Genomic DNA, 12465 nt, shown 5'->3' with positions numbered 1-12465 from the left:
GGCGGGGGGGGGGGGGGGGGGGGGCCCCCCCCCCCCCCCGCCCCCCCCCCCCCGGCGCCCCCCCCCCCCCCCCCCGCCCCCCCCCCCCGGGCCCGGGGCGGGCCGGCCCCCCCCCCCCCCCCCCCCCCCCCCACGGCCAAGGGGCCGTCAGGCCCCAGCAGCGGTCCCAGCCACCTCGGGAAACAGGCAATGCTTCCATTCATCACTCGCCGCACGCTCGGCGCCGCGGTCACGCTTCTGATCATCTCCGCGGTCACGTTCTTCCTCTTCTTCGCCGTGCCCGCCGACCCGGCGAGGCTCGCCTGCGGCAAGGTCTGCCCGCCCGAGCTCCTGGAGCAGGCGCGGCACAACCTGGGACTGGACCAGCCCCTGTTCGCCCAGTTCGTGGCCTGGCTGGCCGGCATCTTCGTCGGCCGCGACTACGAAAGCCTGGGCCACTGCCCGGCCCCCTGCCTCGGCTACTCGTTCGTCAACCGCGAGCCGGTGTTCGAGACGATCCTGGACCGGCTTCCGGTCACCGTCTCCCTCACCATCGGCGCGGCGATCGTCTTCCTCATCTTCGGCATGGCGACCGGTATCGTCGCGGCCCTGCGCCAGGGCAAGCCGCTGGACAAGATCGCCAGCGTGGCGTCCCTCATCGGCGCCTCCGTGCAGATCTACTTCATCGGCACGCTCGCGCTCTACTTCCTCGTCTACAAGAACCAGATCCTCCAGCGGCCCCAGTATCTGCCGTTCACCGAGAACCCCGTCGCCTGGGCGAGCGGGCTCGCCCTGCCCTGGGTGGTGCTGGCGATCATCTTCACCGCCAACTACACCCGTATGACGCGCTCGACGATGGTGGAACAGCTCAGCGAGGACTACGTCCGCACCGCGCGGGCCAAGGGCATGTCCGGGCGGAGCGTGGTGCTGAGATTCGCCCTGCGCGGCACCCTCACCCCCATCATCACGATCTTCGGCGTGGACCTCGGCACGCTGATCGGCGGCGCGATCATCACCGAGACCACCTTCGGGTTACAGGGACTCGGGCGGCTCTCCATCAAGGCCGTCGACAGCTCCGACCTGCCCATGCTGATGGGGACGGTGCTCGTGGCGGCCGCCGCGATCGTCTTCTTCAACATCGTCGTCGACATCCTGTACGCCTTCATCGACCCTCGCGTCCGGCTGAGCTAGGAGTTCTGAAAAAAGTGTCAACTCCCTTCCTCTCGGTCCGTGACCTGACCGTCGACTTCCACACCGAGGACGGCGTCGTCCACGCGGTGGACGGGCTCTCCTTCGACGTGGAGAAGGGCACCACGCTCGGCATCGTCGGCGAGTCCGGGTCGGGCAAGTCGGTGACCAACCTGACCGTGCTAGGCCTGCACAATCCGGAGACCACCAAGATCAGTGGAGAGATCCGGCTGGACGGCGAGGAGCTGATCGGCGCCTCCAACTCCACCATGGAGAAGCTGCGCGGCAACAAGGTCGCGATGATCTTCCAGGATCCGCTGACCTCGCTCTCCCCGTACCACACCATCGGCAAGCAGATCTCCGAGGTCTACCGCAAGCACACCGGCGCGAGCCGCGCCGAGGCGAGGGACCGCGCGATCGAGATGCTGACCCGGGTCGGCATCCCCCAGCCGAAGACCAGGGTGGACGACTATCCCCACCAGTTCTCCGGCGGCATGCGGCAGCGCGCGATGATCGCGATGGCCCTGGTGTGCGACCCGGACCTGCTGATCGCCGACGAGCCCACCACCGCCCTGGACGTGACCGTGCAGGCCCAGATCCTGGACCTGCTCAAGGAGCTCCAGGACCAGACGGGCGCCTCGATCATCCTGATCACCCACGACCTCGGCGTGGTCGCCAACACCGCGCACGACGTGCTGGTGATGTACGCCGGGCGGGCGGTGGAGCGCGGGACCGTGAGAGAGGTCCTCCGCGAGCCCCGGCACCCCTACACCTGGGGTCTGCTCGCCTCCATGCCCCGCCTGAGCGCCCCCGTGGACGTGCCGCTGCGGCCGGTCCGCGGCACCCCGCCGAGCCTGATCAACGTTCCGCCCGGCTGCCCCTTCCACCCCAGGTGCGACTACATGAAGCTGGCCGGTCCCGAGCTGTGCCGCTCCGAGCGGCCGGAACTGTCCCCGCACCGCGGCCACGGCGACGCGTGCTACCTGACCCTCGCCCAGAAGAGGGAGATCCAAAAGTGAGCGAGACAACCGGTGAACCCCGCGGCGAGGCGCTGCTGGAGCTGTCCGGCCTGAAGAAGCACTTCCCGGTGATGGGCGGCCTCATCTTCAAACGCCAGGTGGGCAAGGTCCACGCGGTGGACGGCATCGACCTGACGGTGCACGCCGGTGAGACGCTCGGCCTGGTCGGCGAGTCGGGCTGTGGCAAGTCCACCGCCGGACGGCTGGCCTCCCGGCTGCTGGAGCCCACGGCGGGCAGCATCAGGTACGCCGGGCGGGAGATCGGCCACGCCACGCGCAGGGAGCTGAAGCCGATCCGGGCCGAGATCCAGATGATCTTCCAGGATCCGTACTCGTCGCTGAACCCCCGGCACACGGTGGGCACGATCATCGGCGGCCCGATGGAGATCAACGGCATCAACCCCCCCGGCGGCAGGGAGAAGCGGGTCCGGGAGCTCCTGGAGATCGTCGGGCTCAACCCCGAGCACTTCAACCGCTTCCCGCACGAGTTCTCCGGCGGCCAGCGGCAGCGCATCGGGGTGGCCCGCGCGCTCTCCCTCGACCCCAAGCTGATCATCGCGGACGAGCCGGTCTCCGCCCTCGACGTCTCCATCCAGGCGCAGGTCGTCAACCTGCTCCAGCAGCTTCAGCGGGACCTGGGCATCGCGTTCCTGTTCATCGCGCACGACCTCGCGATCGTGCGGCACTTCTCCCAGCGGGTCGCGGTCATGTATCTCGGCAAGATCGTCGAGGTCGCCGACCGCGTCTCCCTGTACGAGCGCCCCCGTCACCCCTACACTCACGCGCTGCTGTCGGCGGTGCCCGAGGTGCTGGAGGACGAGGCGCCGCGCGAGCGCATCCGCCTGGCCGGGGACGTGCCCTCCCCGATCAACCCGCCGTCCGGCTGCCGCTTCCGCACCCGCTGCTGGAAGGCCCAGGACAAGTGCGCGACCGAGGAGCCCCCGCTGCTCAGGCTGGAGGGCAACAGGGAAGGTCACCTGACAGCCTGCCACTTCCCCGAGGAGCCGACCGTGCACGGCCAGGACGTGGTGCTGGACCCGGCGCTGCAGACCTGACGGTCCGGCGTCTCGCCGCGGGACGCCTGGCCCGTGACCGCGGACCCGAAGGTCCGATGGCGGCGATCCCCGTCGATCCCCGCCGTTTTCCGGTACCGGCCGCCGAGGCGGCGGCCGGTGCCATCGGCTCGGCGGCTCAACGACCGCCGGCCGGTGATCCGTCGATCAGCGGCCGGTGTTCGGCGGTCGGCCTCAGTGGCTCAGCGGCCGGTGATCCGGCGGCCGGCCGCTCACGACTCGGCGGAGGTGGCCAGAGCACGCAGGCCGTCGACCGCGCGGGCCGGGTCCTCCGCGCCGTAGACGGCGTTGCCCGCCACGAAGACGTCGGCGCCCGCCTCCGCGCAGCGCTCGATCGTCGTGTCGGAGACGCCGCCGTCCACCTGGAGCCAGACCTGCCCGCCGTGCCGGCCGATGAGCTCGCGGGCCCTGCGGATCTTGGGCAGCACGATGTCGAGGAACTTCTGCCCGCCGAAGCCGGGATCGACGGTCATCACCAGCAGCATGTCGATCTCACCGAGCAGGTCCTCGTACGGTTCGACGGGGGTGGCCGGGTTCAGCGCCAGGCCCGCGCGGGCGCCCGCCTGGCGGATCTGGCGCAGCGTGCGCACCGGGGCCTTGGCCGCCTCCACGTGGATGGTCACGCTCCCGGCGCCGGCCTCGGCGTAGTCAGGTGCCCAGCGATCCGGGTCTTCGATCATGAGATGGCAGTCGAGTGGCGTCGAGGTCGCCTTGAGCAGAGACTCGACGACCGGCAGCCCAAGGGTGAGGTTGGGCACGAAGTGGTTGTCCATGACGTCCACGTGCAGCCAGTCGGCGTTGGGTACCGCAGCGGCCGCCTCGGCGAGGCGGGCGAAGTCGGCGGACAGGAGGCTGGGCGAGATCTGTACGGCCATAATTGGCCGATTCTAGCGGCGGGGGCCTCGCCGCCCGTTCTCCCCCTGTGGCGGGGCCGGTGCCCATGAGGCGGGACACGGCCCCCTCCACCGGACGAGGTGCCCGTGAGGCGGGACGCCTCCTCCGCCGGACGGCTCACAACGCCACACGAACGTTGGGACAGGACACTCCCTGACCGACCGAGGCCAGGCCGGCCCCGTACCTCGGCGGACGGGCGGCGCGGAGACGCGGGTCAGATGTCGACCCGGACGCGGTATCTCTCCAGCCAGGCGTTGAACTGGAGGAGTCCCTCCAGCGACGCCCGGCCTCCCCCCGGACCGCCGCCCGTCTCCGGCCGGTCGATCACGGCCCGTACCTTCTCCCTGTCGACGAGCGGCGCGGCGGCGAAGTGGTCGCCGCCGAGCAGCCGGGCCGCCTCCGCGCGGACGGCCTTCTCGTAGGTGGGGTCCTGCGTCGAGGGGTAGGGGCTCTTGCGGCGCCCGACGACCGAGGGCGGCAGGACGTCCGCGGCGGCGGCGCGCAGCAGGCTCTTCTCCTGCCCGTCGAACGTCTTCATCGCCCAGGGGGCGTTGAAGACGTACTCCACCAACCGGTGGTCGCAGAACGGCACCCGGACCTCCAGCCCGACGGCCATGCTCATCCGGTCCTTGCGGTCCAGCAGGATCTGCACGAACCGGGTGAGGTGCAGGTAGGAGATCTCTCGCATGCGCCGCTCCAGGCCCTCCTCGCCCGGCAGCCGGGGCACCTCGTCGAGCGCCCGCCGGTAGCTGTCGGCACGGTAGCCGGGTATGTCCAGCTTGCGCATCAGATCCTCGTCGAGGAGCGCCCCCACACCCGCGAACCGTCCGAACCCCGGGGACACCAGCCACGGGAAGGTGTCGGCGGAGACCGCCTCGGGGTCGAAGAACCACCGGTAGCCGCCGAAGACCTCGTCGGCGGACTCGCCGGACAGCGCCACCGTGGAGTGGCCCCGGATGGCGCGGAACAGCAGGTAGAGGGAGGTGTCCATGTCCCCGATGCCGATCGGCAGGTCACGCGCCCTCAGGACCGCGGCGCGCACCGCGGGGTCCATGAGATCGGCGGAGTCCAGGACGATGTCGGCGTGCTCGGAGCCGATGTGCCGTACGACGTCGTGCACGTACGGCGTGTCGGGGGTGTCGCGCATCTCGTCGGGCGTGAAGTTCTCGCTGTATCCGGTGAAGTCGACGGAGAACGACCGGATCTTCCCTCCCCCCTGCCCCTCCGGCCCGAGCGCGGCGAGCGCCGTGATGGTGCTGGAGTCGAGCCCCCCGGAGAGCAGGGTGCACAGCGGCACGTCGGAGACGAGCTGACGGGTGACGATGTCGTTCAGCAGTTCGCGCACGGTCCCGACGGTGGTGGTGAGGTCGTCGGGGTGCTCGTGGGCCTCCAGGTGCCAGTAGGGGCGCCGGCACAGGAAGTCGCGGGTCACCCGGACGGTGTGGCCGGGGCGCACCTCGTACATGTCCCGGTAGACGGCGCGTTCCGGGTTCTTCACGAAGGCGATCAGCTCGCGCAGGCCGTCGGCGTCGACGGTGGGCGTCCCGGTCAGGGGGTTGGCCAGGATCGCCTTGGGCTCGGAGCCGAACAGCACGCCGCTCGGGAGCGGGTGGTAGTACAGCGGCTTGATGCCCATCCTGTCCCGGACGAGCAGCAGCTCCTCGCGGCGGGCGTCCCAGATCGCGAAGGCGAACATGCCGTTCAGCCGTTCGGGGAAGCCCTCACCCCATTCGAGGTAGGCCCGCAGGAGGACCTCGGTGTCGCTCCGGGTCGAAAAACGGTGGCCGTGGGCGATCAGTTCCGCGCGCAGCTCGACGAAGTTGTAGATCTCGCCGCTGTAGGTGAGGACGGCGAGTGGCTGCCCGTCCTCATCGGCGATCATCGGCTGGCGCCCGCCCTCGATGTCGATGACGGCCAGACGCCGATGACCTATCGCGGCGTGCGGGGCGAGCCACAGCCCCTCGTCGTCGGGTCCACGACAGGCCATGGTGTCGGTCATGGCCTGCGCGGCGGCCCGTGACTGTCGAAGATCGCGCTCGAAGTCCACCCATCCGCAGATTCCGCACATTTCGACAACCCCGCATCCTGCTCGGAAGCAGTTACATTCAGTCGAACAGCCCTAGGTGTCGATATATGCCCAGATAATGCCCTCTGACCTGCGGCGATGACCTCAGCCGCCCTCCTTCGCCAGGAGGGCGGCGCTCGTTCAGCGGCGGCGCAGCAGGGCGAGGAACATCGCGTCGGTGCCGTGCCGGTGCGGCCAGAACCGCGCGTACGGCCCCTCGCCCAGCCCCTCGACCTCGGGAAGCGGGTCGCGGGCGTCCAGCGCCTCGACGTCGTCGCGGCGCCGCAGGACGTCGCCGACCACGGCGACGGTCTCCGCCAGGTGCGGCGAGCAGGTCACGTACGCGACGACCCCACCGGGACGCGCCGCGTCGATCGCCGAGTCGAGCAGGGCACGCTGGATCCTGCCCAGCTCGGGAAGGCTCCGGGGATCGCGACGCCAGCGGGCCTCGGGACGGCGGCGCAGCGCGCCCAGGCCGGTGCAGGGGGCGTCGAGCATGACCCGGTCGAAGACCCCCGGCCGCCAGGCGGGCGCGGTGCCGTCCGCGGTGATCACCGCGGCCTGCCGGGTCGTCTGCCACACCAGCCGCGCCCGGTGATACTGCAGCTCGGCGGCGAGCAGGCGCGCCTCGCCCTGCTGGGTCGCGATGGCGTCGAGCAGGCCCGCCTTGCCACCGGGACCCGCGCACAGGTCGAGCCAGCGGGAGTCGGAGCCCTCCAGCGGGACCCGCGTCAAAGCGAGCGCGACGAGCTGGCTCGCCTCGTCCTGCACGGCCGCGCGCGACTCGGCCACGGCGAGGACCGCACCGGGGTCGCCCTCGGCCAGATAGGCCGCGTACGGGGAGTATCTGGCGGGTTCCGCACCCGCGTCGAGAAGCTCGGCGACCGAGGAGCGGCCCGGGCGGGCGACGAGGGTCACCTTGGGACGCTCGTTGTCGGCCGCGAGCAGGGCGGCCGTCTCGTCGAAGTCACCGCCCACCGCGTCGCGCAGGGCGTCGACGATCCACCTCGGGTGGCTGTGGGCCACCGCCAGGTGACCCACGGGGTCCTCGGCCAGGTCGGGCGCCACGATCGGGATCCACTGCTCCAGGGAGCGGGTGGAGACCTTGCGCAGCACGGCGTTGGCGTACTTCGACGCGCCGATGCCCACGCGCAGCCGCACCAGGTCGACCGTGGTGCCGACGGCGGCGTGCGGGGGAACCCGCGTCCTGAGCAGCTGGTGCACGCCCAGGCGGACGGCGTCGAGCAGCGGCGGGTCGACGTCCTCGGGCGCCCGGTCGCTGCAGGCCGCGATGACCTCGTCGTAGGTGCCGAGGCCGCGCAGGGTGCCGTAGGCCAGCTCGGTGGCCAGGCCCGCGTCGCGCCCGGAAAGGCGGCGCTCGCGCAGCAGCGCGGGCATCAGCAGGTTGGCGTAGGCGTCCCGCTCGTCGACGGCGCGCATCAGGTCGTACGCGGCGTTGCGCGCCTCGTCGCGGACCGGCTTGGGCGGGCGCCCGCCTCTGCCCCTGCCTCCGGCGCCGCGTGAACCGCCCGCCGGGCCGTGACCCCCGCCGCGCGGGACGTTACGGCCGTTACCACTGCTCATGATCTTCAGGCCAGCCGATCCTCGTCGGTGGGCCGCACGCCGCGGGCCCACTCCCCCGCGCCCATCAGGCGCTTGCCCTGCGGCTGCACCTCGCCCAGCTCGACCGGGTAGGTGGCGGTGCCGACCAGGACGGAGTTCTTGGACGCCACGATCTGGCCGGGGGCCAGGCCGGAGGCGTCGGGAACCGGTCGCACGGGACCCAGCTTGATCCGCCCGCCGCGGAACTCGGTCCACGCGCCCGGGGCGGGGGTACAGGCGCGGACCAGGCGGTCGACCCGCATCGCGGGGGCGGACCAGTCGACCCTCGCGTCGTCGACGCTGATCTTCGGGGCGAGGCTCACCCCCTCCGCGGGCTGTGCCACGGCCTCCAGCTTGCCCTCCTCGATCCCGTCGAGGGTGGCCGCCAGCAGCCCCGCACCGGACTCGGCGAGCCGGGCGAGCAGCTCCCCGCTGGTGTCGGTGGGGCGGATCTCCTCGGTCACCACGCCGTAGACCGGCCCCGCGTCCAGCTCCTTGACGATCTGGAAGGTGGCCGCACCGGTGATCTCGTCGCCGTGGAGCACGGCGTGCTGCACCGGCGCCGCGCCGCGCCAGGCCGGCAACAGCGAGAAGTGCAGGTTGACCCAGCCGTACCGAGGGATGTCCAGGGTGGCCTGCGGCAGGAGCGCACCGTAGGCGACCACCGGACAGCAGTCGGGGGCGAGCTCGGTGAGCCGGTCGAGAAACTCCGGGCCGCCCGCCTTGGGCGGCCTGAGCACCTCGATGCCCGCCTCCTCGGCGAGCTCGGCGACGGGGCTCGGATGGACCTTGCGGCCCCTGCCCGACTGGGCGTCCGGGCGCGTGACGACGGCGACGACGTCGTGGCGAGGCGAGTCGATCAGTGCCCGCAGCGAGGGCAGGGCGGTGTCCGGAGTTCCGGCGAAGACCAGTCGCAAGGTTCCTACAGAGCCTTCCCTTGGGTGGCGTGCGGGGAGAACTTGAACGTGGGGGCCGACAGCCCGCTCCAGTCGGCCTCGCGGATCGCCTTCATCGCGAGTTTGCGCTGCTTGGCGTCCATCCGGTCGATGAACAGCACGCCGTCCAGGTGATCGGTCTCATGCTGGAAGCAGCGGGCCATCAGGTCGGTGCCCTCCAGGGTCACCGGCTCGCCGTGCATGTTGAAACCGGTCGCCACGGCCCGTATCGACCTGGGCGTGGGGAAGGACAGGCCGGGGAACGACAGGCAGCCCTCCTCGCCCTCCTCGTCCTTGTCCTCCGACAGGTCGAGGTTGGGGTTGATCAGATGCCCGAGCTGGTCGTCCACGTAGTAGGTGAAGACGCGCAGGCCGACCCCGATCTGCGGCGCGGCCAGCCCGGCTCCCGGCGCGTCCATCATCGTGTCGGTGAGGTCCTTGACGAGCTTGCGCAGCTCCTTGTCGAAGTCCTTGACCGGGTCGGCGGGAGTGCGCAGCACCGGATCGCCGAAAAGACGGATCGGCTGAATGGACAACAGGGGTCTCCTCACACTTCATGGGATGCGCCCAGTCTAAGGGCGACGGCCGCCTCCCCCGGGCCTTCCACTCAGCGGGAGCGGGCCTTCATCGCCGCCTTGCGGGCGGACTTGGCCACCGCCGCGTCACCGTGGCGAGAACCCAGCAGATCCAGGACGGCGAAGGTGTCCGGGTGGTCCACCAGCGCCATCTCCTCGATCACCCGGACGAGGTCCTCACCGGGTTCTAGGGCGTCGAACTCACAGATCGCCTCCGAGGCGTCGCCGCGCTCGAGCAGCGAGGCGAGCGAGTCGACCGCGAGCCAGGTGTTGTCGGCGGGCGTGAGGGCGGGCGCGGACAGGTGGCGGATGTGCAGCCAGGAGGCGGCGTAGCGCCACATGGCGGGCTCGGAGAGCGCCTCCCTGAGCGGGACCTCGGCCTCGGGGCCGAGCTCCTCCAGGATCGTGCCCACGGCGCCACGGCGGCCGGCCGTACCCGAGGCGGCGACCTTGACCAGCTCGCGGGCGGCGGCCTCGGGGTGGCGGGACTCCAGCCACACGGTGACGGCGCTGGGCGCGGCGGAACCCTTCATGATCGCCTCGACCAGCTCCGCCGCGCCCAGGTCGGTGAAGACGGCGACCTCCGCGCCCGTCGGCGCGTCGTGGCCCTCCCGCATCAGATCCTGGCGGACGGCCCACATGCCCAGCGGGGTCAGCCTCGGCCGTCCTGACCGCGAGGTCTCCACCAGTCCGCAGTAGCTCAGAAGCGACAGGGCCGACTCCAGCTGGGCGGGAAGCGCGCCTGTCAGCACCCGCATCTCCACCTGGCGGGCACCGCAGGCCACCTGGTGCGACTGCAGGATGCCCTTCACCAGGGTCGCGGTGGACAGCCCCTCGCGCACGGCGTACAGCGTGGCGAGCATCTCGGCCAGATGGTCGTCGATCACCGGGGAACCGGTCAGGTCGTCGTCGGCACGGTCGAGGACGTCCATGACCACGCCGTCCCAGAATCCCAGCAGCGCCCGGGGCGGCAGGTCGGAGGAGAGCACGAGCGGGCCGGGCGTCACCTCGCCACGGGAGATGCGGAGCATGCCGGTGTTGACGGCGACCACCCAGAGCAGGTGCAACCGCGCGGGGCCCGGCAGTCCGAGCTCGGCGCACGGCGTGAACGGGTCGGGCAGCAGGCCCTCGGGGGTCACCCGGCGGGTGCCGGTCCAGACGGCCACACGCTGTGCGTCGATCACCAGCGGCACGTGCGGGACGTGCGCGGCCAGCTCCTCGTCGGTGGCGAGGTCGACCGGGGGAAAGCTCAGCGCGTCGCCACGTGGGGGGCGACCTCGGCCCGTGGTGGCGACGGACTCCTCAAGAACGGCCGCCCGCAGCTCGCGTGGCGCCGTTCCCAGCTCGTCGACCAGCCTGCGCAGTTCGCCGATGTCGAAGACGTTCCCACTGTTCCCGCTCTTTGCCACTCGTGAAACTTACTGCACTCGCGCCTCACGCATACACGGCTCAGCCGATGGCGCGGGAACGTGCCTTGAAGGCCGCCTTGCGGGCCGCCTTGGCCGCTCCGTGATCTCTGAGAGAGCGTCCGAGCAGCTCAAGGACGTCGACGACCTCCGGATGGTCGACCCTCCACATCTCCTCGATCACGTGTGGCGGAGGGCCTGAGGCGGACATGTTCTCGGCGAACGTCTCCGGATCCTCCTCGGCGGCGGGCATGGCCAGGGCGAGCATGTCCACGCTCATCCAGAGCATCTCCTCCTGGGTGAGCGTGGGAGCCGCCAGGCCGCGCGAACTCAGCCAGTGGATGGCGTGCGGGCGCAGCTCGGGCTCCTCCAGGAAGGCGCGCACCGCCTCTTCCGCGTCGGGGCCGAGACGGTCGACGATCGTCACCGCGATGCCCCTCGCGACCGACGGCGCGCCGGAGACGGAACCGAACAACTCGGTGACCGCCTGCGCCGGTGTCCTGTTCTCCAGCCAGCCCCCGATATCGGCCTCGGCCATCTCGGCGGGCATTCCGGAAAGCAGCCCCTCGATGAGCTCGGGCGCGTCGGCGGTGGTCAGATCGGCCGCCTCGGGTGCCTCGACGCCCAGGTCGGTGTAGAGCTCGCGCAGTCCCCACAGGGCCAGCGGAGTGAGTTCGAGCAGCTCGTCACCCGGCTCGGCCATCCCGCAGTACGCGAGCCGCCTGACGGCCTCGGGAACGTCGATCTCGCCGCCCTCGACCAGGCCGATCTCCTCCAGATACTCCCCGACGAGGGGGATCGGCACGGGCGCCTGGAGGCGGTAGAGCATGTCGCACAGACCGTAGAGCTCCTCGTCGAGGGAGACGTCGCCCGTCACGGCGCCGCCGGTGTCCTTCTCGACGACGAACTCGACCGTGGCGGCCCAGATTTCGAGCGGATCGAAGTCCTCGCCGTCGAAGATCGCGCTGCCCTCGACCTGGACCAGGCCGGTGTGGACCGCGAGCTCCCACAGCAGCCCCGGGTCGGCCACCGAGAGCTGGGCGGCCGCCTCGCCGGCGTCACGGACCCGCAGGCGGCCCTTGAGGGTCGGGGTGCGGCCGCCGGCGAGCATCCACTGGACCAGCCTGCGCGCGTCGGTGACCAGCGGCACCCGCAGGGCGCTCTGGACGAGTGTCTCGCGGGGCGCCAGGCGTACGGGGGGAAGGGGCGAGCAGCCGGGACAGTCACAGTGCTCGACGGCGGGCTCCTCGCGCACCGCGGAGACGGAGAGGATCGCGCTCCCGGCGTCCTGCTCCAGCGAGTCGGCGCCGATCGCGCTGAAGAGGCTCTTGGCCATGCCGAACCGGGAGGTGTCGGCGAGTGCGATGGGCATCTCGGGTTCGATCCGGTCGAGGACGCTCCTCATCCGGACGGCCATCTTGCCGCCGATCTCCTCGGTGGCGAGCAGGAAGTCGACCAGGGTGCGGGCGGCGGCGACGGTCTCCGGGGCGCTCTCCGGGGGGGCGATGACCTTGCGCGGATAGATGTTGAGCAGCAGTTCCTCGAAGGTGACAGGGGTGAAGTCACCCAGCTCGTTCACGTCCAGATAGTCACTCGCGTAGTCGCAGAGCAGCCGCACCTCGTCCACGTCAACGTCAAGGCTGTGCGCACGCCCCCACGCGCGCAGGTCGTCTACGGCCCGATTCACCCATTCGATCGACACAGGGGAAAATTAACGGCTTACTGCCAG

The 12465-nt window shown here is 71.2% G+C and carries 10 protein-coding genes; 3 read left to right on the top strand and 7 right to left on the bottom strand.

Annotated elements, in window-relative coordinates; translation table 11 throughout:
• Positions 1-189: 189 nt before the first annotated feature.
• From ACIBH4_RS16075 to ACIBH4_RS16065, 3 genes are all read left to right on the top strand, one after another.
• A complete protein-coding gene (locus ACIBH4_RS16075; RefSeq protein ID WP_362507068.1) occupies positions 190-1170 on the top strand; it encodes an ABC transporter permease in 981 nt (326 codons plus the stop codon).
• A 14-nt stretch (positions 1171-1184) separates the two neighbouring features.
• A complete protein-coding gene (locus ACIBH4_RS16070; protein ID WP_362507071.1) occupies positions 1185-2186 on the top strand; it encodes an ABC transporter ATP-binding protein in 1002 nt (333 codons plus the stop codon).
• Between the two features lie 71 nt (positions 2187-2257).
• Entirely contained in the window at positions 2258-3241 is a 984-nt protein-coding gene (locus ACIBH4_RS16065; protein WP_362507303.1) for an oligopeptide/dipeptide ABC transporter ATP-binding protein, read from the top strand.
• A gap of 230 nt (positions 3242-3471) precedes the next feature.
• Here the strand turns inward: ACIBH4_RS16065 and rpe are convergent, their stop codons facing one another.
• The 7 genes from rpe to ACIBH4_RS16030 all read right to left on the bottom strand — a co-directional run bounded on the left by rpe (position 3472) and on the right by ACIBH4_RS16030 (position 12438).
• Positions 3472-4134 (bottom strand): ribulose-phosphate 3-epimerase, encoded by a 663-nt coding sequence (gene rpe, locus ACIBH4_RS16060; protein WP_362767367.1) that lies wholly within the window; start codon positions 4132-4134, stop codon positions 3472-3474.
• A 233-nt stretch (positions 4135-4367) separates the two neighbouring features.
• A complete protein-coding gene (gene asnB / locus ACIBH4_RS16055) occupies positions 4368-6221 on the bottom strand; it encodes an asparagine synthase (glutamine-hydrolyzing) (protein WP_362507077.1) in 1854 nt (617 codons plus the stop codon).
• Positions 6222-6359: 138 nt separating this feature from the next.
• Positions 6360-7802, bottom strand: coding sequence for a transcription antitermination factor NusB (locus ACIBH4_RS16050; protein WP_362767365.1), 1443 nt, complete (start codon positions 7800-7802; stop codon positions 6360-6362).
• Positions 7803-7807: 5 nt separating this feature from the next.
• Positions 7808-8737: a methionyl-tRNA formyltransferase gene (gene fmt, locus ACIBH4_RS16045; RefSeq protein WP_362767362.1), complete on the bottom strand. Its 930-nt coding sequence runs from the start codon at positions 8735-8737 to the stop codon at positions 7808-7810.
• A 5-nt stretch (positions 8738-8742) separates the two neighbouring features.
• The gene (def, locus tag ACIBH4_RS16040) at positions 8743-9291 is read right to left on the bottom strand and encodes a peptide deformylase (RefSeq protein ID WP_350948063.1); all 549 of its coding nucleotides are present in this window, start codon (positions 9289-9291) and stop codon (positions 8743-8745) included.
• Positions 9292-9362: 71 nt separating this feature from the next.
• Entirely contained in the window at positions 9363-10739 is a 1377-nt protein-coding gene (locus ACIBH4_RS16035) for a hypothetical protein (RefSeq protein ID WP_362507086.1), read from the bottom strand.
• A gap of 40 nt (positions 10740-10779) precedes the next feature.
• Positions 10780-12438, bottom strand: coding sequence for a hypothetical protein (locus tag ACIBH4_RS16030; RefSeq protein WP_362507089.1), 1659 nt, complete (start codon positions 12436-12438; stop codon positions 10780-10782).
• Positions 12439-12465 lie beyond the last annotated feature (27 nt).

The organism is Streptosporangium sp. NPDC050284 (genome assembly GCF_044459525.1).
GTDB lineage: Bacteria > Actinomycetota > Actinomycetes > Streptosporangiales > Streptosporangiaceae > Streptosporangium.
Note: the sequence above shows the minus strand (reverse complement) of the source record. Positions and strands in the feature narration are given on the sequence as shown.